We start from the raw sequence: 23276 nt of genomic DNA, 5'->3' as shown, positions 1-23276 counted from the left end.
AGGCTGTGAAATACATCACTGCTGTACAGGCTCAGTCGAGCTACACTAAAGCTATCCTTAGCACAGGAGGTTTTCCTATGAATCAGTGTGACTATTTATTATTTCTGAAACAACTTCCTATGTTTAATGAAGTGCCTCTATCCATTGTCGAAACCTTGCTGAAAAACGGCACGTTTATCCGCGGCTCATGTGATCAGTCTCCATCTTTTCTTCATTCTCAATCTGTCTATATTGTATTAAAAGGCAGTGTCCGTTTCGTGGACAGCAGGCTCCCTGAAGGGTCGAAAACCGTTGCGCTGTGGGAAAAAGGCGATGTGTTTCCGATTGATGAAAAAGGCGGGCTTTATTTATCGCCCTTTATCTCAGTCAATGCCACTTCAGACATTCTGATTCTCAATATCCCATATTACATATTTAAGAAAATGATGTCTTACCATCCGCAGCTGCAAATGAACTTTTTGGCTATGCTTCAGCAAAATGTTTTTTGTTCCTATCAATTATTTTTGCGGTATCTGCATACATCACAGGATGAAAACGCTGAGCCCGGTTCTTAAATAGAGCCGGTTTTTTTGATCTTTGAATGAAAGGCGGCTAATGACCCAAGCGTTCTGCCTGAACGCAGCCTTCCTTCTCCTTTGTGTGAACATTTTGTGAAAAAAGCAGAGTGTGTGACATAGTTCACAAGGAAACACGCTGTCTCTGTTTATAGTGAACTTAGCATCACCTGACTCGGAAGGAGTGAACTCTCATGAAGAAAAAGAAAAGGAGTCCGTTGTTTAGGAGATTGAATTATTTCTCTCCTATCGAACACCATTCAAATAAACATAGCCAAACCACCCGCGAAGATCGCGATTGGGAGAATGTATACAGAAACAGATGGCAGTACGACAAAGTCGTTCGCTCCACCCACGGTGTCAACTGTACAGGGTCTTGCAGCTGGAATATTTATGTGAAAAACGGAATTGTCACGTGGGAAGGGCAAAATTTGAATTATCCATCAACAGGCCCGGATATGCCTGATTTTGAACCGAGAGGCTGCCCGCGGGGGGCCAGTTTTTCATGGTATATCTACAGCCCGCTGCGTGTGAAATATCCATACGTGCGCGGTGTACTGATTAATTTATGGCGGGAGGCACTGCAAGAACATCAAAATCCATTGGAAGCCTGGAAATCGATCGTCGAAAACCCTGAAAAAGCGAAGTCCTATAAACAGGCGAGAGGGAAAGGCGGGTTTGTGCGCGCTGAATGGCCGGAGGTGCTGAAGCTGATTTCAGCCTCTCTGCTGTATACAGTGATGAAATACGGGCCTGACCGAAACGTCGGTTTTTCTCCGATTCCGGCCATGTCCATGATCAGCCATGCATCAGGCTCCCGGTTTATGTCGTTAATCGGAGGCCCTATGCTCAGTTTTTATGACTGGTATGCGGATCTTCCACCAGCATCCCCGCAAATTTGGGGTGACCAGACGGACGTTCCGGAAAGCAGTGATTGGTACAATTCCGGCTATATTATCACATGGGGCTCCAACGTTCCGTTAACGAGAACGCCTGACGCGCATTTTTTGGCGGAGGCCCGCTATAAAGGCGCTAAGGTCATTTCGATCAGTCCGGATTTTGCGGAATCCTCAAAGTTCGCGGATGACTGGCTGAGTATTCGCCAAGGGACTGACGGGGCACTTGCGATGGCGATGGGTCATGTCATTCTGCAGGAATTTTACGTGAACCAAGAAACTGAACGTTTTATTGAGTACGCGAAGCAATACACTGATTTTCCATTTCTCGTCACCCTGTCAAAAGAAAATGGCGTATACACAGCGGGACGGTTTCTGCATGCGAAGGACATCGGGCGGAAGACAAAGCATGATCAGTGGAAGCCTGCGGTTTGGGATGAACAGACAAGTTCATTTGCCATACCCCAAGGGACAATGGGCTCGCGCTGGGACGGGCAGCAGAAATGGAACCTGCACATGATTGATGAAGAAACCGGGGAACCGATTCAACCCCGTCTCTCTGTGCTGGGAATAGAGGACGAAATCGGCACGGTGCGCATCCCGTATTTTTCAAATGACGGAAACAAAGTGCTCGAGCGGGATCTTCCTATTAAAAAAATGAACCTGAACGGTGAAGAAACGTACATCACGACCGTGTTTGACTTGATACTGGCTAACTACGGCGTGAACCGGGGTATCGGCGAACGATCGGCTGTCTCCTATGATGATCCTGAGCCGTTTACGCCTGCCTGGCAGGAACAAATGACGGGAATCAAAAAAGAAGCTGTCGTTAAGATTGCCAGAGAGTTTGCTCAAAATGCGATCGATACAGACGGCCGGTCCATGATTATCGTAGGGGCCGGCATTAACCACTGGTTCAACTCCGACACGATCTACCGAGCGGTGTTAAATCTTGTTTTACTTGTAGGCGCCCAAGGCGTAAACGGCGGAGGCTGGGCCCATTACGTGGGGCAGGAAAAGCTCCGACCTGCTGAAGGGTGGCAGACGATTGCAACTGCAAAGGACTGGGAGGGCGTGCCCAAGCTGCAAAACGGCACCTCATTTTTCTACTTTGCGACAGATCAGTGGCGTTATGAGGACCAGCCGATCAGTGATTTGGCATCACCGATTGCTGCGTCATCCCGCTACAAGCACCACGCTGATTACAATGTGCTGGCCGCGCGGCTGGGGTGGCTTCCGTCTTACCCGACTTTCAATCAAAATGGCATCGATCTGTATAAAGAAGCTGAAAAAGCAGGGGCAGAAACACCTGAAGACGTTGGTGCGTACGTGGCCTCACAGCTCCAAGAGAAAAAACTGAAATTCGCGATTGAAGATCCTGATAATGAAGTGAATTTCCCAAGAAATCTCTTCGTATGGCGGGCAAATCTGATCTCGAGCTCAGGAAAAGGGCATGAATATTTTCTCAAGCATTTGTTGGGGACGACAAACGGCTTGATGAATGACGACAGCGACAGCATCCGCCCTGAAGAAATTAAATGGCGGGAGCAGGCGCCGGAAGGAAAGCTCGACTTGTTAATCAATCTTGACTTCCGAATGGCCGGTACGGCGCTGTATTCCGATATCGTGCTGCCGGCGGCGACATGGTATGAAAAACACGATCTCAGCAGCACAGATATGCATCCGTTCATTCATCCATTTGCTCCTGCGATCTCGGCTCCGTGGGAATCGAAGTCAGACTGGGATATTTTCAAGGCGCTGTCAAAAGCCGTTTCCGATCTGGCAGAAGAAGTCGATATGGAGCCCGTGAAAGAAGTGGTTGCGACGCCGCTCCTCCATGACACCATGCAGGAATTGGCCCAGCCATTCGGCAAAATCAATGACTGGAGCAAAGGCGAATGTGAAGCCATTCCGGGAAAAACGATGCCGAACATCCAAGTCGTTGAACGGGATTACAAACACATTTTTCATAAAATGACTGCACTTGGTCCGAACGTTGCTTTAAAGCCGAGCGGAACAAAAGGGATGAGCTGGTCAATAGCCGATGAATATGAATCACTCAAACAGAGATTGGGAGAAATCACCTCGGACAGTGTCGCAAAGGGATGTCCAAATATAAGTGAAGCAAAGCAGGCAGCAGAAGCGATTTTAACCCTATCATCCACTTCGAATGGAAAGGTCGCAGTAAAAGCATGGGAATCACTTGAAAACATCACGAACCTGAAGCTGAAAGACCTGGCGGAAGAACGCGAGGAAGAATGCTTTACGTTCGAACAAATTACAGCCCAGCCGAAAACGGTGATCACGTCTCCAGCGTTTTCCGGCTCTGAAAAAGGAGGACGCAGGTATTCGCCGTTTACAACAAATGTTGAAAAATTAATTCCGTGGCGGACGCTGACAGGCAGACAATCCTATTATGTCGATCATGAACTGATGATGGAATTCGGTGAAACGATGGCGACATTCAAACCGATCCTCCAGCATCGCCCGTTTCTGAGCAAGCGGCCTGATCAAGAGGGAAAAGAAATCGTCCTCAATTATTTGACGCCGCATAATAAATGGTCTGTCCACAGCATGTATTTTGATTCTCTGCCAATGCTGACGCTGTTCCGCGGCGGGCCAACCGTGTGGATGAATAAAGATGATGCAGAGGACACGGATATCAAAGACAACGATTGGATTGAATGCTTTAACCGAAACGGTGTTGTCGTCGCGAGAGCCGTTTTGTCTCATCGGATTCCTAAAGGAATGGCGTTTATGCACCATGCCCAGGACCGCCACATCAACGTGCCCGGCACAAAGCTGACGAATAACCGCGGAGGCACCCATAACAGCCCGACAAGGATTCACGTCAAGCCGACACAGATGATCGGTGGCTACGCCCAGCTCAGCTACGGCTTTAATTATTACGGTCCAACGGGGAATCAGCGCGACCTGAACGTCGTCATCCGCAAGCTGAAGGAGGTCGATTGGCTTGAAGATTAAAGCGCAAATCGGTATGGTCATGAACTTGGATAAATGCATCGGCTGCCACACGTGCAGCGTCACTTGCAAAAACACGTGGACAAACCGTTCCGGTGCGGAATATATGTACTTCAATAATGTAGAAACAAAGCCGGGCATCGGCTACCCGAAGCAATGGGAGGACCAGGACAAATATAAAGGCGGCTGGACATTGAAAAAAGGAAAGCTCGAGCTGAAATCGGGCTCGAAAACCAATCGGCTTGCAGGCCTTTTCTATAATCCGAATCAGCCGTCGATTGATGATTACTATGAGCCCTGGAACTATGATTATGAAACATTAACGAACAGCCCGCAGAAAAAACACCAGCCGGTAGCACGCCCGAAATCGTCCTTGACGGGGGATTTTATGAATATCGAATGGGGACCGAACTGGGAGGATGATCTCGCGGGCGGCCACATAACGGGACTTGAAGATCCCAACGTACAAAAGATGGAGGAATCGATCAAAACAGAATTCGATGAGGTCTTTATGATGTATTTGCCCCGTATTTGCGAGCACTGCATCAACCCGGCGTGCGTTTCCTCCTGTCCATCCGGCGCCATGTATAAACGCGAGGAGGATGGCATTGTGCTTGTGGATCAAAACGCATGCCGTTCATGGAGATATTGCGTCTCATCCTGTCCTTATAAAAAAGTCTATTTTAACTGGCAAACGAACAAAGCGGAAAAATGCACACTCTGCTTTCCGCGTTTGGAGGCGGGACTGCCGACCATCTGCTCTGAGACGTGTGTTGGCAGAATCCGCTACCTCGGCGTCATGCTTTACGATGCGGACAAAGTGGAGGAAGCGGCATCTGTTGAAAATGAAAAGGATCTCTACCATTCCCAATTGGACGTTTTTCTTGATCCAAATGATCCTGAGGTTGCCAAACTGGCAAAAGAACAAGGCATTCCGGCTGAATGGATAGAGGCTGCGCAGCAATCGCCGATCTATAAAATGATCATTGACTGGAAGATTGCGCTGCCGCTTCATCCTGAGTACCGCACGCTGCCAATGGTGTGGTACATTCCGCCGCTCAGTCCGATTATGAATCTCTTTGAAGGAAAAGGCAGCCGGCAATCCGCGGAAGATATTTTTCCGGCTATCGACCAAATGAGAATCCCGATAGATTATTTGGCGCAGCTGTTAACAGCCGGTGATACGGATCATATTCGGTCAACGTTAAAGAAAATGTCTGTCATGCGCCAGTATATGAGAGCGATCCAGACGAATAAATCAATCGACCCGGAACTGATCTCCAGTGTCGGCTTAACAGAACAGCAAATTGAAGATATGTATCGGCTGCTTGCGATTGCCAAATATGATGACCGCTTTGTGATACCGAGCAGTCATCGAGAAGAAGTTTCAGATTTATATGCTGAACAAGGGAGCTGCGGCTTATCATTTTCAGGCGGCCCCGGCTCCTGTTTCTAACTTTTGATAAATGAGGTGTAACAAGATGAACACCACAGACCGGCAAATTACGTTCTCCGCTCTTTCCTCTCTTCTCTCTTATCCGGATGAAGAGTGGAGAGCCGAGATTCCCGATTGGAAGGCTCTTATCCATGAAATCAGCAACCGGCAAATCCGGGAGAAGCTGCTGCACTTTTTCGAGGCGTCAGCCAGCTTTTCACCGGAAGAGCTGATTGAACACTATGTCTATACGTTCGACTTTGGGAAAAAAACAAATATGTATGTCACCTACTTTAACTCGGGCGAGCAAAGGGAACGCGGCATTGAATTGCTGCATTTAAAAAACACATACGAGCAATCCGGTTTCCTGCCGACAGAGAAAGAGCTGCCTGATTATCTGCCGCTGATGCTGGAATTTGCTGCGGCTGCAGAAATTGAAGCAGCGAGAAGCGTGTTTGAGAAATATCTGTCCAATGTGAGGGAGCTGGCATCCCGTCTCGAAAAAAATGACAGTATATACGCTGAACTGCTGCACGTGCTGCTGGCCGCGCTTGAAAACATCGGCGTACGTGAAAGCGTTGAAGGGGCTGTTCAGGCATGAGCGGGCAGATCCTCTGGGGTATTATGCCATACATTGTATTGACGATCTTTATCGGCGGCCATATTTACCGCTACCAGCATGACCAATTTGGCTGGACGGCGAAATCAAGCGAGCTGTTAGAAAAGAAAAAACTTGCGGCGGGCAGCACACTTTTTCACTGGGGACTGCTGTGCGTTGTCGGCGGGCATGTCATGGGGATTCTGATCCCGGAAGGCGTGTATGCTTCCCTTGGCATTTCAGAGCATATGTATCACAAAATGGCGATTGGCGCTGGCTTGCCAGCGGGCATTGCGGCATGTACCGGACTTGTCATCCTGACGTACAGAAGGCTGTTTGACAAAAGAATCCGCAAAACGAGCTCGCCATCCGATATCCTTACGCTCCTCCTGCTGCTGTTCATGATGCTGTCAGGCGTTGCGGCCACGTTTCTCAACATTGATTCGAAAGGATTTGATTACCGGACCACAGTCGGGCCCTGGTTCAGGGAAATCGTTTTGTTCAGGCCTGACGCCTCTTTGATGGAGAGTGTCCCGCTATGGTTTAAGTTTCATATTGTGATAGGATACGTCGTTTTTATCCTGTGGCCGTTTACGAGATTGGTTCATGTGTTCAGTCTGCCGCTCAAGTATCTGACCCGCAGCTACGTTGTATATCGGAAACGCTCGTGAAAATCCCCCTTGAAAGAGGGGGATTTTTTTCTTGATGAAAACATAAGATATCTTCTGCAAAGGTAATGGCTGGGCGGCTGGGAATCCTGTTATGTTTGTATATGGAAATAACATCAAGGATTTTATTCATTTTAAACCGGCGGAACAGCAGATTATGACTCAGCCTGACTAACTCCTTATATCTTTCTGATCAATTTCCCGTTTTATATATTTTCTCTCATCAGAATGGGTATCAAATTCACTCTATCCACCGTATTTGCAGTCACAGCGCCGCCTCTTTTTCGGCGCTTGCCGGAGTGCTGAGCGGGTTCGGCCTGCCGTTCATGTTGTAGCATCAGGCTTCACTCGGCGTTGCCAATAGTCTTGCTTTATTTCTGCAGAAACGATGCGGATGAACCCCTTGACAGTTAGTTTTCTCTAAACCTCTCCTCCTTTGGCGGAGAGGTTATTTACTTACAAGGTTTATCGATTAGAAAAAAGAGGTAATACAGAGGTAATTGAATCAGATTGGAGAGAATCAGGATGCTGAAAAGGAGACTGGAATTTTTCTTTTTATATATGATGCTCATCGGGGCATATGTCATTTGGTTTTTTCCGGTTTCCAGGCTTGAGTTTTACGGAGGATTGCTTTGCTATATAAGCATTATTTTGTTCAGCATCTATTCATTAATTCTTGAAAACCGCACCTCGCAGCACACGCTGCTATGGATCCATATTCTTGTCTTTTTTCCAATCGCCGGCTACGTGTTTTATCTGTTTTCGGGACAGCTTTATGTAAAGGGAAAGCTGTTTAAGACAAAACGAATGTACAACAGGGAAAAGCTCAGGAAGCTGTTTGACAAGGAGGAAACGCCCGAAGTGACAGGGCTGAAGGACAATCAAGAGAGGTTCTTTACATATTCCATCAGGGCTGCCCATATGAATATCAATACGAAAAGCAACATCAAAGTGCTGAAAAACGGCGAAGAAACCTTCCCGGACATTTTCAAAGCGATGAGAAAAGCGGAATCTTACATACATATTGAATACTACATGTTTAAATCAGACATGCTCGGACGCGGCATGATGGACATTATGATGGAGAAAGCGCGCCAGGGTGTCGAGGTGAGGTTTTTATACGATGCGGCAGGAAGCATGAAGCTGGCAAGAAGAGATATTATGAGAATGAAACAAGCGGGGGTGGACATCGTCCCGTTTTCTCCGCTGAAATACGGGTTTTTCAACCAGAAGCTGAATTTCAGAAATCACCGGAAAATCGTGATCATCGATGGGAAAACCGGTTTTGTGGGCGGATTAAATGTTGGGAAGGAATATATCAGCAGAGATCCGTACATCGGATTTTGGAGAGATACACACCTGCGGCTTGAGGGGGAAATTGTGCAAACGCTCCACGCTATCTTTATGCTGGATTGGGAATACGTCTCCAATGAAGTGCTAATTGATCAAGAGGAGTACAATACCCCGGTTCCTGTGGAAGGAGGAGGCATTTATCAAATTGTCGCGACAGGCCCTGACATGAAGGAAAGCATGAGCGACCTTTATTATGAAATGATTTCTTCAGCGCAGAAATCAATATGGATCGCCACGCCCTATTTTGTCCCCAATGAATCCATTCGCACGGCGCTAAAAGCAGCGGCGACAAAGGGGGTAGAGGTAAGGGTTATGGTGCCGGAGAAGAACGACAGCTTTTTGACCCAATACGCGTCGAGGTCCTATTTCCCGGAGCTGCTTCTTGAGGGCATTGAAGTGTACTCCTACCAAAAAGGCTTCATGCATCAAAAAGTCATGATCATTGATGGTGATCTCGCCTCCGTCGGCACCGCGAATATGGACATGCGCAGCTTTCAGCTCAACTTTGAAGTGAATGTGTTCTTCACGGATGCCGAAGCGATCCGAATCCTTGAGACCCATTTTGAAGAGGATATGCAGGAAAGTGAAAAGCTCAGCCCTGTCGGCTTTTATAAAAGAGGCGTGGCTGACCGGACAAAAGAGTCATTTGCCCGCCTGTTTTCAGGTGTTCTGTAAGAAAAAAGAAATCTGATCTTTCAAAACAGCCCGTGTATAGTATAATTGAGAAATATTATCAGTTATTTATACATTGGGGGAAGATAGGGTGCTGAGGCAATTTTTTTCATATTATAAACCATATAAAACGTTGTTCTTTCTCGACTTTTTCTCAGCGATCGCGGGAGGTTTAATGGAGCTGAGTTTTCCTTTGATCGTCAATTATTTTATTGATACCTTGCTGCCGGGCAGGGACTGGGGGCTGATCATCGCGACCTCAATCGGGTTATTTGCGGTGTACGCGCTCAGCTCAGCTCTTCAGTATATCGTGACCTACTGGGGACACATGCTTGGTATCAATATTGAGACTGATATGAGAAAGTCGCTTTTTGACCATTTGCAAAAGCTCTCGTTCAAATTTTACGACAACAACAAGACGGGAACGCTGATGTCGAAGCTCACGAACGATTTAATGTATATCGGTGAAGTCGCCCATCACGGACCGGAAGACTTATTCATTGCGGTCATGACCATTCTCGGGGCGTTCGGAGTGATGCTGTTTATTAACTGGCAGCTTGCTTTATTAACGTTTATCATTATGCCGATCGTCATTTGGCTAGCGCTTTATTTCAACAAAAAAATGACCAAAGCATTTACCACGCTGAACAAGGATATCGGAGACTTCAGCGCGCGTGTAGAAAATAACATCGGCGGCATCCGGCTTGTGCAGGCGTTCGGAAATGAAGCGTTTGAAAAAGAACGTTTCGCCGTCAATAACCAGCGTTTCCGTGCCACAAAGCTTTCTTCCTACAAAATCATGGCGAAAAACGGTTCAATCAGCTATATGCTGACCCGGTTTGTCACGCTGTTTGTCCTTTTGTGCGGGACGTGGTTTGTCATTCGCGGCTCCTTATCGTACGGGGAATTTGTGGCGTTTGTGCTCCTGACGAATGTGCTGTTCAGGCCTATTGACAAAATTAATGCCATTATCGAAATGTATCCGAGGGGGATCGCGGGTTTCAAAAGCTATATGGAGCTCATGGAGACAGAGCCGGACATTCAGGATTCACCTGATGCGAGAGATGTTTCCGGCCTGAAGGGCAATATCCGCTATAAACATGTTTCGTTTGGCTATGATGACCATCACAATGTCCTCAATGACATCAACCTATCCATTCAAGCGGGGGAAACGGTGGCGTTCGTCGGTCCGTCAGGTGCGGGGAAATCAACGCTTTGCAGTCTGCTTCCGCGTTTTTATGAAGCATCGGAGGGCGACATTACGATTGACGGCATCAGTATAAAAGACATGACGCTTTCTTCATTGCGCGGGCAGATTGGCGTCGTGCAGCAGGACGTTTTCTTATTCTCGGGCACGCTTAGAGAAAATATCGCCTACGGCCGATTAGGCGCATCAGAAGAAGACATTTGGCAAGCTGTGAAGCAGGCGCATCTGGAAGAACTCGTCCATAACATGCCCGATGGGTTGGATACTATGATTGGCGAACGCGGCGTGAAGCTTTCCGGCGGGCAAAAACAGCGTCTGTCAATTGCAAGGATGTTCTTGAAAAATCCGTCGATCTTGATTCTCGACGAAGCCACCTCAGCCCTTGATACAGAGACGGAAGCGGCGATCCAAAAGGCGCTTCAAGAGTTGTCTGAGGGGCGCACGACGCTTGTCATCGCCCACAGGCTGGCAACAATCAAAGACGCGGACAGAATTGTAGTCGTCACAAACAACGGTATTGAAGAACAAGGCCGTCATCAAGACCTGATCGAAGCCGGAGGCCTATACAGCAGGCTGCATCAAGCGCAATTCGGGCAAATGGTGCATCGATAGGAGGAGAACATGGAAAGAAAAACTGTGCTGTACATTGCTGTTTCATTGGACGGGATGATCGCAAAAGAAGATGGAAGCATCGATTGGCTGGATGAATTTGAAGGTGAAGGTGACAACGGCTACAGTGATTTTTATCAGACTGTTGATACAGTCATTCTAGGGCGGAGCACATATGAGCACGTTAAAGTGCTAACACCGGTTTTCCCGTATCAGGATAAAACCTGCTATGTTTTTACAGGATCGCCCGACAGTTATCAAGATGAACATGTGACGTTTATCAATGAGGGAGCCAGAGCTTTCACTGCCCGTTTGAAACAGGAAAAAGGCTCAAACATCTGGATAGCTGGCGGGGCAGAGCTTGTGAATGACTTTATGAAAGAAGATGCCATCGACGAATTCATCATCACTGTTATTCCCGTCGTTTTAGGAAGCGGCATCCCGCTGTTTCACGAACTAACAAATGAAACAAAACTGCGGTTAAAAGGGACAAAACAATTTGGACAAGCGGTTCAGCTCCATTATGTAAGAGCATAAGAAAAAGGATAGACAGATGTCTATCCTTTTTTGTATGTAAGTTAGAGCGCTTCTCTCTCAGCAGGCTCGATGAGATTTTGGAATTTTTCAATGAGCTGTGATGCTTTTGTTCCTTCAACTACGATCAAATATTCCTTTTCATTATGAGCCATGCGGAACGTTTCAAGCTCAATTAAGCTTTTGATTTTGCACATCGTTTTCTTTGAATAAATATAAACCTCGTGACTTCCGGAATGGCACATTTTATAAAGATGAATCAAATTTCTTAAAGTAAAGGCCTGTGCGGCTACTTTCAGAGACTTGATATTTTTCATGATCTTTCTCCTCCATCGATTGTTGTCTTATATAGCCTAAGTTCCCAAAGCTGACAAGTCGTAAACCTATTTTTGCACATTTATGATTTCCATTGCAGCGCACCGCCCCCGAGGCGTTTGACACCACGGATGGAGCTTAATTCATCCATCAAGCGGAGAAGCGCCTTGTCTTTCTGCTTTGCTTCAATCATGAAATCAATATTCGTTCCCCATTGCCTAAAGCGTTCCAACAGCGGCAGCAAAAAGTTGGCGTCAACATAATCGGCATGGCTGCGTATCGCTTGCTCCGATTTTGGGGAAGACAAGTGAACCTTTGGCTGAAGGCCGATCCGCTCCCACGTTTTGATCATGCGGGGCAGTGCTACATTCAGGTCGGCGTGATCGTCTGGATTGGCGTAAAAATGATGAAAGTCAAAGACAAACGGAACATCCTCCTGCTCACAGACCTGAAGCGTTTCTTCCGTTGTATATGTTTTATCATCATTTTCAAGTGTCATCCGCTCTTTGATCTCCTGCGGCAGCTGTTTTATATTTTGATGAAATTGCGCAGTGGCGGTGTCTTTATTTCCGTAAGCGCCGCCAATATGAATGTTGATAACGGAGCGATCAGCAATGCCCATGGCTTCAAGCATGCGGTAGTGATACGCCATATCGGTTACCGCATTTTTTGTGAGGGATTCCTTCGGGCTCGTAAACAGAGTGAATTGATTTGGATGAAAGCTTGTTCGCAGTTGATGGGTTTTAACAAGCTCTCCAATCTCCCGAAACTCTTTTTGAAACGGTGTTACAAAATCCCACATCACGTCGGGATGCGTAGCCAGCGGCACAATCGAACTGGAAAAACGGTACAAAGGGATGCCGTGTCCGATGATATAGTGAAGGGTTCTCATCGTATTGCGCAAATTGGCTTTTGTCACAGTCAGAAGCGCTTCTTTTCTTTCAGTCTTTGAAAGCTTTGAATAACGCGCGAATGTCAATGTTTTAGCGGGAGACGCATCCCAAAGGCTCATCGCATTTGAAACGAACCCGAATCTGAAAATCATAGGAACTCTCCTTTATAAGAAATAAGATAATGCCCTGCCGAGCCATTCCGCCGGGCGCTGCCTGAATGTGCGCTTGCTGAAATCCTCCATCGTCAGCCGCTCCGACTTTTTCATATCCTCCTCAATCGTGGCATAGACTTCACTTGTAAACGCTTCGTCATCAATTTCGACATTCACCTCTTCATTTAAAAACAGGCTTCGTTTATCGAAGTTGGCTGTTCCGATAATGCTGAGATGGTCGTCTATGATGAGGGCTTTTACATGATAAAACCCTTGATAATACCGATAAATAAGACAGCCGGCATCCAAGAGCTCCGAATAATACGTAAAAGCTGCTTCTCGTACCAGCGGATGGTCTGATTTCATCGGTACAATGATTCTCACGGATACGCCGTTTTTTCTTGCGTTAATGAGGGCCTCTTGAAGCGGTTTTGATGGAATGTAATAAGGCGTGCAAACCGTAAGGCGATTCTTCGCTTGGGTAATATTGGCCAAGTATTTGTTTTCAAGGGAATAACCGTCGGTCGCATATATCTTGTGAGAAATAGTCCCTTGCTGAAGCTTTGGCCAAACATCCGAACCCAGTTGGATTCCGGTATTTCGTTTTAGATCAGAAGCAAAAAGCGTTTGAAGATCATGTACGCCTTCTCCCATCATGCGCAGATGATAATCCTCCCAATTGCCGAACTTCGCCTTCTTTCCAAGATATTCTTCGGCGATATTAAACCCGCCGATATAACCAATTTTTCCGTCTATCACTGTAATCTTCCGGTGATTCCGTTTTTGCATGTGAAAAAAGAAAAAAGGAAAACGGGGACGATTCATCACATGGACATGGACGCCGGCATTTTTCATCGTCTGCAGCGCCGTTTTTTTAATTGCCCGGCAGCCAGCCCAATCCAGAAGCAAATAAACGGAGACGCCAGCTTGGGCTTTTGTTTTCAGCAAGGTATACATATTGTGGCTGACCTCATCATTTTTCATAATAAAAAACATCATGTGAACAGAAGAGGCGGACTGGCGAATATCATTCATCATCCGCTCAACGAGATCAGCGCCGCAGTGGATCAATTCGATGTCACTCTTCTTTTTTGAAAAAACAGGCTCGTACGCCTTTTTTCTGTATCTGGTACGGCCCATGAAGATATCAAGCAGAATCAAGGCAAAGAAAATAATGACAATGATCATAATCACGATAAATACCTTCATACCGGCACTCCTTTCCGTAGTAAAGGTAGTGTGCCCGAACAGCAGGAATTTAATTATTGACTGAACACTCATTCATTATTTATCATAAAGATAATCTTATACAGATTCGGGGGTAGGGGATCGCGGTCTTTATCAGTAAAAAGGGGGAATTGGAATGAGCGGCTTTCTCATTGCAAATGCATTATTATTTCTGATTGTAACCGCTTACGCTGTCTATTTGTTTGTGTACTTGGTCAAAACGAGACTGGCCTACATCAAGCTCGGCCAGAAAGAACAATTTGATCAACGGTTCAAGGAACGGCTTCACGCCATATGGGTGAATGTATTCGGACAGAAAAAACTGCTCAAGGACAAGAAAAGCGGAATCATTCACGTCATGTTTTTCTACGGATTTATATTGGTTCAGTTCGGAGCAATTGACTTTATCATCAAAGGACTGGCTCCCGGCCGGAATCTGCCGCTTGGCCCTGTCTATCCCGCCTTCACCTTTTTTCAGGAAATTGTTACGTTTCTCATTTTAATTGCTGTTGGGTGGGCATTCTACAGACGTTATATCGAAAAGCTCGTGAGGCTGAAACGCGGTTTCAAAGCCGGACTCGTTCTCATTTTTATCGGAGGATTAATGCTGACCGTTCTGCTTGGGAACGGGATGAATCTGATTTGGCATGAGCATGGGCTTTCTTGGAGCGAGCCAATTGCCTCAGGTATTGCGTTTATGCTTAGCGGTGTCGGGAAAACAGGCGCGGCGGTGATTTTCTATATCGCTTGGTGGATCCATCTTCTGTTCTTGCTTAGCTTTTTAGTGTACGTGCCTCAGTCGAAGCATGCCCATTTAATCGCCGGCCCGGCAAACGTCTTTTTCAATCGAATGGAATCTGCCGGAAAACTTGAAAAAATTGATTTTACCGACGAAACGAAAGAAAGCTACGGAGCGGGAAAAATTGAGGATTTCAGACAGTCTCAGCTGCTTGATCTATATGCGTGTGTCGAGTGCGGCCGCTGTACCAATATGTGTCCTGCAACAGGCACCGGAAAAATGCTTTCTCCGATGGACTTGATTTTGCGTCTCAGAGACCATCTCACGGAAAAAGGCGCTGCCGTCACCTCGCGCTCCCCATGGGTGCCCGCAGCAGCGTTTCGGCATACGAGAGGCAATCAGCTGGCTGCGGCGTCAGCGGGCAGCGGATCGCAGGAAGCCGCAGCGGCGCTTGATTACAATCCAAGCTTGATCGGCGACGTCATCACAGAGGAAGAAATTTGGGCATGCACCACTTGCCGAAACTGTGAGGATCAATGCCCGGTCATGAATGAGCACGTGGATAAAATCATCGACCTCCGCCGCTACCTCGTACTGACAGAAGGAAAAATGGACAGTGACGCCCAGCGCGCAATGACAAGTATTGAGCGGCAGGGGAATCCGTGGGGACTCAACCGCAAGGAACGTGAAAATTGGCGTGACGAGGCGCCGGATGCTGAGATTCCGACTGTAAAAGAAATGAAAAAAGAAGGAAAAGAATTTGAGTACCTTTTCTGGGTAGGCTCCATGGGGTCTTACGACAACAGAAGTCAGAAAATCGCAATTTCCTTTGCCAAGCTGCTCAATCACGCGGGCGTGTCCTTCGCGATCCTCGGCAATAAAGAAAAAAATTCAGGAGACACGCCGCGCCGCCTCGGAAATGAATTTTTGTTCCAAGAGCTGGCTGAGAAGAATATTTCTGAATTTGAAAAAAATGATGTCAAAAAAATCGTTACGATCGATCCCCATGCATACAATTTATTTAAAAACGAATATCCGGATTTCGGATTTGAAGGCGAGGTTTATCATCATACAGAAGTGCTGGCCGAGCTTGTGAAAAACGGAAAATTAAAGCCGCAGCACCCGCTTCATGAGACGATTACCTTCCATGATTCATGCTATTTGGGCCGGTACAATGAAGTCTATGATCCGCCGAGAGAGATTTTGAAAGCCATTCCGGGCGTGCAGCTTGTTGAAATGGAGAGAAACCGGGAAACCGGCATGTGCTGCGGAGCCGGCGGGGGATTAATGTGGATGGAGGAAGAAACAGGCAACAGGATTAACGTCGCCAGGACAGAGCAAGCGCTCGCAGTCAACCCATCGGTGATCAGTTCCGGCTGTCCGTACTGTCTCACAATGCTTGGGGACGGCACAAAGGCGAAGGAAGCTGAAGACCAAGTCAAAACGTACGACGTCGTCGAGCTTCTGGCTCAATCCGTTTTAGGCGCTGATCTGAAAATGGGGGAGAAGCAATGAATTTTTCATTATCAGAAGAACACCAGATGATACGAAAATTGGTGCGCGATTTTGCGAAGCATGAGGTGGCCCCGACAGCGGCAGAACGGGACGAACAAGAACGCTTCGATCGCGAGCTGTTTCGGGAAATGGCAAATCTGGGGCTGACGGGAATTCCATGGCCTGAAGATTACGGCGGAATCGGAAGTGACTATTTGGCCTACGTCATCGCGGTGGAGGAGCTGTCAAAAGTGTGCGCCTCCACCGGAGTGACGCTTTCCGCCCATATCTCTCTTTGCAGCTGGCCGCTGTTTGCCTTTGGGACGGAGGAACAGAAGACAGAGTACTTAACACAGCTGGCCCTCGGAGAGAAAATCGGCGCATTCGCTTTGACCGAAGCAGGGTCTGGCTCTGACGCCGGCAGCATGAAAACAACTGCTGAACGAATCGGCGATGACTATGTGTTAAATGGTTCCAAAGTGTTTATCACAAACGGCGGTGTTGCTGATATTTACATTGTTTTTGCCGTCACCGATCCCGAGAAAAAGAAAAGAGGCATTACCGCTTTTATAGTAGAAAAGGATTTTGAAGGATTTTTTACAGGCAAGAAAGAAAAGAAGCTGGGCATCCGTTCTTCACCGACAACGGAAATCATGTTCGAAGATTGTGTGGTGCCCGCATCAAAGCGTCTCGGAGAAGAAGGAGAAGGCTTCAAAATCGCGATGAAGACGCTTGACGGAGGCAGAAACGGCATAGCTGCACAAGCCGTAGGCATCGCTCAAGGAGCGCTTGATGCGGCGCTTCAATATGCAAAAGAGCGAAAGCAATTCGGAAAATCGATCGCCGAGCAGCAGGGCATCGCTTTTAAACTCGCGGATATGGCGACAATGATAGAAGCTTCAAGGCTATTGACCTATCAGGCTGCGTGGTTAGAATCATCGGGCCTTCCATATGGAAAAGCTTCCGCCATGTCCAAACTGATGGCTGGGGATACGGCGATGAAGGTAACGACCGAAGCCGTGCAGATTTTCGGCGGCTACGGCTATACAAAAGATTATCCGGTAGAACGCTATATGCGTGATGCAAAAATCACGCAAATCTATGAAGGCACTCAAGAAATTCAAAGACTGGTCATCTCCAGAATGCTCGCGGATTAACGGAAAACATCTCTCAGTCGGATCACTCTTGTAAAATTATTTAAATTAACGCTGTTAAGGGTAGCATATTCTGTTTTATTTTGTTTATAATGAGAGGTATGGTTTGTATAAGAACGATACAAAATCGCTTTCATTATTGATAAAACAGATACATATAAGTAATAGAAAGGGAGTGTCCGACCTTGGGTATCAAACAATATTCACAGGAAGAGCTAAAGGAAATGGCTTTAGTTGAAATCGCTCACGAATTATTTGAAGAACATAAAAAACCAGTTCCTTTTCAGGAGCTTTTAAATGAAATCGCATCTTTGCTCGGCGTGAAAAAAGAAGAGCTTGGAGACCGCATCGCTCAATTTTATACAGATTTAAACATTGACGGCCGCTTCCTGGCGCTTTCTGACCAGACGTGGGGGCTTCGCAGCTGGTATCCGTATGATCAGCTTGATGAAGAAACTCAGCCGACAGTCAAGGCGAAAAAGAAAAAAGCGAAGAAAGCAGTCGAAGAAGATCTTGATCTTGACGAGTTTGAAGAGATCGACGAAGACGACCTTGATTTGGATGAAGTTGAGGAAGAACTCGATCTTGAAGCCGACGATTTTGACGATGAAGATCTTGACGAAGACGACGACGATCTTGAGATCGAAGAAGATATTGTTGATGAAGATGATGAAGACTATGATGATGAAGAAGAGGAAATTAAATAGTATCAGATTTCATCTTCAAAACGATCTTGACTTTCATAGTCGAACTATGTAGTATGTATTTTGGGCTCTTCAAAAACGAAGAGAGAACATAGTACGTTATGCTCCCTTTCAAGAAATTGAAAGGGAGCTTTCTTATTTTCACCCCTCATTTTTCTTATAAATCATTTAAAAGGCTAAATGATTTTTTATAAAATAGTACATTTTAAAAATGTAGCTAAGAGCGAAGAGAGGAGCAAACGAAATGACGAAATATATTTTTGTAACCGGGGGAGTTGTATCCTCACTTGGAAAGGGTATTGTAGCAGCTTCATTAGGGCGTTTGCTGAAAAACCGCGGACTGAACGTGACGATTCAAAAATTCGATCCATACATCAACGTTGACCCGGGAACAATGAGCCCGTACCAGCACGGTGAAGTATTCGTAACGGATGACGGCGCTGAAACAGACTTGGACCTTGGTCACTATGAGCGTTTTATCGACATTAACCTGAATAAATTCAGCAACGTGACAACAGGTAAAATCTATTCAACAGTTCTTAAAAAAGAACGCCGCGGAGATTACCTTGGAGGAACCGTACAGGTCATTCCGCACATCACAAACGAATTGAAAGACCGTGTTTACCGCGCAGGGAAAGAGACAAACGCAGATGTTGTCATTACAGAAATCGGCGGTACTGTCGGAGACATCGAATCACTGCCATTCCTTGAAGCGATCCGCCAAATGAAGAGCGACATCGGCCGTGAAAACGTAATGTACATCCACTGTACGCTCGTGCCTTACATTAAAGCTGCTGGCGAATTAAAAACAAAACCGACACAGCACAGCGTAAAAGAATTGCGCAGCTTGGGCATTCAGCCAAACATCATCGTCGTTCGTACAGAAATGCCGATTTCCCAAGATATGAAAGATAAAATCGCGCTTTTCTGCGACATCGATACAAAAGCGGTTATTGAATGTGAAGATGCGGACAACCTTTACTCCATTCCGCTGGAGCTTCAAAAACAAGGGCTTGATAAGCTTGTTTGCGAGCACATGAAATTGGCATGCAAAGAAGCGGAAATGTCCGAGTGGAAAGAGCTTGTTAACAAAGTCAGCAACCTGTCTCAAACGATTACAATCGGCCTTGTCGGCAAATACGTTGAGCTTCCTGACGCATACATTTCTGTTGTCGAGTCTCTCCGCCATGCGGGCTATGCGTTTGACACAGATGTAAAAGTGAAGTGGATCAACGCAGAAGAAGTGACAGAAAACAATATCGCAGAACTCACAAGCGGAACAGACGGCATCATTGTGCCGGGCGGATTCGGAGACCGCGGTGTTGAAGGCAAAATCGTCGCGACAAAATACGCGCGCGAAAACAACATTCCGTTCTTGGGCATTTGCTTGGGCATGCAGGTGGCATCTATTGAATACGCACGAAACGTATTGGGCTTAAAAGGCGCTCACTCAGCGGAAATTGATCCGTCAACTCAATACCCGATCATTGATCTTCTTCCTGAACAAAAGGATGTGGAGGATCTCGGGGGAACGCTTCGTCTCGGCCTTTACCCTTGTAAGCTTGAAGAAGGCACGAAAGCCTTTGAAGTGTATCAGGATGAAGTGGTGTACGAGCGCCACCGCCACCGCTATGAGTTTAACAATGAATTCAGACAGCAAATGGAAGAGCAAGGCTTCGTATTCTCAGGCACAAGCCCTGATGGACGCCTTGTTGAAATCATCGAGCTAAAAGACCACCCTTGGTTCGTGGCTTCTCAGTTCCATCCAGAGTTCAAGTCAAGACCGACAAGACCTCAGCCTCTATTCAAAGGCTTTATCGGAGCGTCTGTCGAAGCTGCAAATCAGAAGTAATAAAAAAGACTTGCCGTTTTTCAAAAGCGGGCAAGTCTTTTTTATTTGTTTCCGGCAAGTTCCAGCATGTACAATAAGATATTATGCATACTCTTGCAGAATTTCTTTTAGTGTAAACGATAAAGCGTGATAGACATACAGTGCTGTCATTAAAGAGGGAAACCCGTAACGGGTGCCGTCTTCATCGGGAACAAGCGGCATTTTTAATTTAGAATCAATATGCACATCACAATACTGTTCTATTCCAGCACTGTCTTTGGCTGCGGGCGATACGCATACGACTCCCGCACCTTTTTCATAAAGCTCTTTTGCGAGGGCCTGTTCTTCGGCTGTGCCCGTCCCTGAGCAAAACATCAGCACCCTGTCGCTTTCTGTCACTTCCTCAGCGCTTTCTGGAAAGGCTTTGACAGATGGGAAGGGTTCTTTGCTTTCGGTGGCCTCAAAAAAGACGCCCTGAAGCTCATTCGCTCCGTATAAATAAATGGAATGCCCGCTGATCACCGCTTGAGCAAGCAGCCGCGCCCCATCTTCAATCGCGTCAGATTCCTTATCCTGAATGCGGGAAAAAATACCTGTTAACTGCGTCGTGAATATTTTCAACATAAGTGAATCCTCCTTTATAACGTACAATATCAGTATACAACAAAAGAGAAAATGCTCAGAAAATGTCGTAAAGTAGACTATTATAATTAAAGGAAATAGGAAAATCAAACAGAATACATACAATACTGCTTACTTTTGACGAAAATCATAATATTGGGGTGTAAAATGATGAATGAAAAAATTTTAATCGTTGATGATCAATACGGCATTCGTATTTTGCTAAATGAAGTGTTCAATAAAGAAGGCTACCAGACGTTTCAGGCTGCGAACGGCCTGCAGGCGCTTGACATTGTGACAAAAGAACGGCCCGACCTTGTGCTCTTGGACATGAAAATTCCCGGCATGGACGGAATCGAAATCTTAAAACGGATGAAGGTCATTGACGAAAACATCCGGGTCATTATCATGACGGCATACGGAGAGCTCGACATGATCCAAGAATCGAAGGAATTGGGCGCCCTGACGCACTTTGCCAAGCCGTTTGACATCGACGAAATCAGAGACGCCGTCAAAAAATATCTGCCCCTGAAGTCTAACTGACAAAAAGAAGAAACAAATGAATCATGTCATTATGTTGCCGATTTGTCGAAAAGTTGGTATCCTAGTTATGGAGAAAAAGCGATCTGAGTATTTACATATGACAGCAATATATGGGTCATGCTAGGGTGGAAAGCTTTTTTCGCTAGAAGACAATCAGGCTACATAAGGAGGACATTCGACATGCCTTTAGTTTCTATGACGGAAATGTTGAATACAGCTAAAGAAAAAGGGTACGCTGTAGGACAATTTAACTTAAACAACCTTGAGTTTACTCAAGCGATTTTACAAGCAGCTGAAGAAGAAAAATCTCCAGTGATCCTTGGTGTTTCCGAAGGTGCGGGACGCTACATGGGCGGCTTCAAAACAGTCGTTGCTATGGTAAAAGCACTTATGGAAGAGTACAAAGTGACAGTTCCTGTTGCGATTCACTTAGACCACGGTTCAAGCTTTGAATCTTGTGCGAAAGCGATTCATGCAGGTTTCACATCTGTAATGATCGACGCTTCTCACCATCCATTTGAAGAAAACGTAGCAACAACTGCTAAAGTTGTTGAGCTTGCTCATTTCCACGGAGTATCTGTAGAAGCTGAGCTTGGAACAGTAGGCGGACAAGAAGATGACGTTATCGCTGAAGGCGTAATCTACGCTGATCCTAAAGAGTGCCAAGAGCTTGTTGAGCGCACTGGCATCGACTGCCTTGCACCTGCATTAGGTTCTGTTCACGGCCCTTACAAAGGTGAGCCAAACCTTGGCTTCAAAGAAATGGAAGAGATCGGAAAATCAACTGGTCTTCCGCTAGTTCTTCACGGCGGTACTGGAATTCCGACTGCTGACATCAAAAAATCAATTTCACTTGGTACAGCTAAAATCAACGTGAATACTGAAAACCAAATTTCTTCTGCAAAAGCTGTTCGCGAAACATTGGCAGCTAAGCCTGACGAGTACGATCCACGTAAATACCTTGGACCAGCTCGTGAAGCGATCAAAGAAACAGTTATCGGTAAAATGCGTGAATTTGGTTCTTCAAACCAAGCTTAATTCAATTGGAACTTTTTATAGCCGCCTGACAGCTTGACAGGCGGTTTTCCGTCTATCTTTAGAAAGCGCAATCATATTCGCAGTTCAGAAAATTTCTTAATCAGGGAGGCTTTTTGAAAATGTTATTCTTTGTTGATACAGCCAATATCGATGAAATTAGAGAAGCGAATGAATTAGGAATTCTCGCCGGTGTAACGACGAATCCTAGTTTAGTAGCAAAGGAAGCTAACGTATCATTCCACGACCGTCTTCGCGAGATCACAGACGTCGTGAAAGGGTCTGTAAGCGCAGAGGTTATTTCTTTGAAAGCTGAGGAAATGATCGAGGAAGGAAAAGAACTGGCGAAGATCGCTCCGAACATTACGGTGAAAATCCCAATGACGTCTGACGGTTTAAAAGCGGTAAGAGCACTTACTGACTTAGGCATCAAAACAAACGTTACATTGATCTTCAATGCCAACCAGGCGCTTCTTGCTGCCAGAGCGGGGGCAACATATGTATCTCCATTCCTGGGACGTTTAGATGACATCGGCCACAACGGGCTTGACCTGATTTCAGAAGTTAAACAGATTTTTGATATTCACGGCCTTGACACGCAAATCATTGCAGCGTCAATCCGCCATCCGCAGCACGTGACAGAAGCTGCTCTTAGAGGGGCTCATATCGGCACAATGCCGCTGAAAGTCATTCATGCGCTCACTAAACACCCGTTAACAGACAAAGGAATCGAACAATTCCTGGCAGACTGGAACAAATAATGAAAGGGGCGGCAAACAGCTTTATGCCTGTTTGCCGCGGCCTTTGTATTTCACCGACCTGATACAGCGGATCTTCAGATGCTGACGCCGCTTTACAGAGAAGGAATCATTGGGCTGCAGAAGCTGATATCGGAATGAAGGGTATGCGTACTGCTTTTGCCGGATGACGACGATGTCTCTCGAGCCGGCGGGTCTCTGTGCATCTTTTGAAACCTGTACCCCCCAAAGCTTCGCTATTTTCTTCCTGATATTTTACAATGTGTTGTATTCTTTCTCTTCGAATTGGCTAGATTTTGGAC

At 46.3% G+C, this 23276-nt stretch carries 19 protein-coding genes and 1 pseudogene; 16 read left to right on the top strand and 4 right to left on the bottom strand.

Annotated elements, in window-relative coordinates; translation table 11 throughout:
* The first annotated feature begins 77 nt into the window (after positions 1 to 77).
* From arfM to NYE20_RS20275, 9 genes and pseudogenes are all read left to right on the top strand, one after another.
* Positions 78 to 554 (top strand): Crp/Fnr family transcriptional regulator ArfM, encoded by a 477-nt coding sequence (arfM, locus tag NYE20_RS20315; RefSeq protein WP_064671464.1) that lies wholly within the window; start codon positions 78 to 80, stop codon positions 552 to 554.
* Between the two features lie 194 nt (positions 555 to 748).
* Positions 749 to 4435: a nitrate reductase subunit alpha gene (locus NYE20_RS20310; RefSeq protein ID WP_326153618.1), complete on the top strand. Its 3687-nt coding sequence runs from the start codon at positions 749 to 751 to the stop codon at positions 4433 to 4435.
* On the top strand, positions 4425 to 5888 hold the full coding sequence (gene narH, locus NYE20_RS20305; RefSeq protein WP_014481212.1) for a nitrate reductase subunit beta: 1464 nt from the start codon (positions 4425 to 4427) through the stop codon (positions 5886 to 5888). The genes NYE20_RS20310 and narH overlap by 11 nt, the downstream gene beginning before the upstream one ends.
* Before the next feature lie 25 nt (positions 5889 to 5913).
* The gene (narJ, locus tag NYE20_RS20300; RefSeq protein WP_038829822.1) at positions 5914 to 6468 is read left to right on the top strand and encodes a nitrate reductase molybdenum cofactor assembly chaperone; all 555 of its coding nucleotides are present in this window, start codon (positions 5914 to 5916) and stop codon (positions 6466 to 6468) included.
* Positions 6465 to 7136, top strand: a complete 672-nt coding sequence (gene narI, locus NYE20_RS20295) for a respiratory nitrate reductase subunit gamma (RefSeq protein ID WP_003242665.1) — start codon at positions 6465 to 6467, stop codon at positions 7134 to 7136. The genes narJ and narI overlap by 4 nt, the downstream gene beginning before the upstream one ends.
* A gap of 183 nt (positions 7137 to 7319) precedes the next feature.
* A pseudogene (locus NYE20_RS20290) lies at positions 7320 to 7528 on the top strand (YitT family protein); the annotation flags it as partial.
* Between the two features lie 130 nt (positions 7529 to 7658).
* Positions 7659 to 9161: a cardiolipin synthase gene (cls, locus tag NYE20_RS20285; RefSeq protein ID WP_085185530.1), complete on the top strand. Its 1503-nt coding sequence runs from the start codon at positions 7659 to 7661 to the stop codon at positions 9159 to 9161.
* Between the two features lie 88 nt (positions 9162 to 9249).
* The gene (locus NYE20_RS20280; protein ID WP_021480826.1) at positions 9250 to 10977 is read left to right on the top strand and encodes an ABC transporter ATP-binding protein; all 1728 of its coding nucleotides are present in this window, start codon (positions 9250 to 9252) and stop codon (positions 10975 to 10977) included.
* Between the two features lie 9 nt (positions 10978 to 10986).
* Positions 10987 to 11511 carry a dihydrofolate reductase family protein gene (locus NYE20_RS20275; RefSeq protein WP_003227595.1) on the top strand — a complete coding sequence of 175 codons (525 nt, stop codon included), beginning with the start codon at positions 10987 to 10989 and terminating at the stop codon, positions 11509 to 11511.
* A gap of 41 nt (positions 11512 to 11552) precedes the next feature.
* Here the strand turns inward: NYE20_RS20275 and NYE20_RS20270 are convergent, their stop codons facing one another.
* The 3 genes from NYE20_RS20270 to cls (NYE20_RS20260) all read right to left on the bottom strand — a co-directional run bounded on the left by NYE20_RS20270 (position 11553) and on the right by cls (NYE20_RS20260) (position 14077).
* Entirely contained in the window at positions 11553 to 11825 is a 273-nt protein-coding gene (locus tag NYE20_RS20270; RefSeq protein ID WP_003227597.1) for a hypothetical protein, read from the bottom strand.
* An 80-nt stretch (positions 11826 to 11905) separates the two neighbouring features.
* On the bottom strand, positions 11906 to 12868 hold the full coding sequence (gene uvsE, locus NYE20_RS20265; RefSeq protein WP_064671468.1) for a UV DNA damage repair endonuclease UvsE: 963 nt from the start codon (positions 12866 to 12868) through the stop codon (positions 11906 to 11908).
* 12 nt (positions 12869 to 12880) lie between these two features.
* Entirely contained in the window at positions 12881 to 14077 is a 1197-nt protein-coding gene (cls, locus tag NYE20_RS20260) for a cardiolipin synthase (RefSeq protein WP_161621156.1), read from the bottom strand.
* Positions 14078 to 14231: 154 nt separating this feature from the next.
* On the opposite strand from cls (NYE20_RS20260), the gene NYE20_RS20255 reads away from it, so the two are divergent.
* The 4 genes from NYE20_RS20255 to pyrG all read left to right on the top strand — a co-directional run bounded on the left by NYE20_RS20255 (position 14232) and on the right by pyrG (position 20038).
* Positions 14232 to 16349, top strand: a complete 2118-nt coding sequence (locus NYE20_RS20255; protein WP_029318706.1) for a heterodisulfide reductase-related iron-sulfur binding cluster — start codon at positions 14232 to 14234, stop codon at positions 16347 to 16349.
* Positions 16346 to 17485 carry an acyl-CoA dehydrogenase AcdA gene (acdA, locus tag NYE20_RS20250; protein ID WP_339183929.1) on the top strand — a complete coding sequence of 380 codons (1140 nt, stop codon included), beginning with the start codon at positions 16346 to 16348 and terminating at the stop codon, positions 17483 to 17485. Before NYE20_RS20255 ends, acdA begins: the two co-directional genes overlap by 4 nt.
* Before the next feature lie 182 nt (positions 17486 to 17667).
* Entirely contained in the window at positions 17668 to 18189 is a 522-nt protein-coding gene (gene rpoE / locus NYE20_RS20245; RefSeq protein WP_014665742.1) for a DNA-directed RNA polymerase subunit delta, read from the top strand.
* A 241-nt stretch (positions 18190 to 18430) separates the two neighbouring features.
* Positions 18431 to 20038, top strand: coding sequence for a CTP synthase (glutamine hydrolyzing) (pyrG, locus tag NYE20_RS20240; RefSeq protein ID WP_003227612.1), 1608 nt, complete (start codon positions 18431 to 18433; stop codon positions 20036 to 20038).
* An 81-nt stretch (positions 20039 to 20119) separates the two neighbouring features.
* Here the strand turns inward: pyrG and NYE20_RS20235 are convergent, their stop codons facing one another.
* Entirely contained in the window at positions 20120 to 20641 is a 522-nt protein-coding gene (locus NYE20_RS20235) for a DUF2529 domain-containing protein (protein WP_014481199.1), read from the bottom strand.
* 165 nt (positions 20642 to 20806) lie between these two features.
* Between NYE20_RS20235 and spo0F the strand changes: the two genes are divergently transcribed.
* From spo0F to fsa, 3 genes are all read left to right on the top strand, one after another.
* Positions 20807 to 21181 (top strand): sporulation initiation phosphotransferase Spo0F, encoded by a 375-nt coding sequence (gene spo0F / locus NYE20_RS20230; protein ID WP_003227621.1) that lies wholly within the window; start codon positions 20807 to 20809, stop codon positions 21179 to 21181.
* A 180-nt stretch (positions 21182 to 21361) separates the two neighbouring features.
* Positions 21362 to 22219, top strand: a complete 858-nt coding sequence (locus NYE20_RS20225; RefSeq protein WP_003243339.1) for a class II fructose-bisphosphate aldolase — start codon at positions 21362 to 21364, stop codon at positions 22217 to 22219.
* Between the two features lie 119 nt (positions 22220 to 22338).
* Positions 22339 to 22977, top strand: a complete 639-nt coding sequence (gene fsa / locus NYE20_RS20220; protein WP_003227626.1) for a fructose-6-phosphate aldolase — start codon at positions 22339 to 22341, stop codon at positions 22975 to 22977.
* Positions 22978 to 23276: the final 299 nt, after the last annotated feature.

Source organism: Bacillus sp. FSL R5-0416 (assembly GCF_037975425.1).
GTDB classification, from domain to species: Bacteria; Bacillota; Bacilli; order Bacillales; family Bacillaceae; genus Bacillus; species Bacillus subtilis.
Note: the sequence above shows the minus strand (reverse complement) of the source record. Positions and strands in the feature narration are given on the sequence as shown.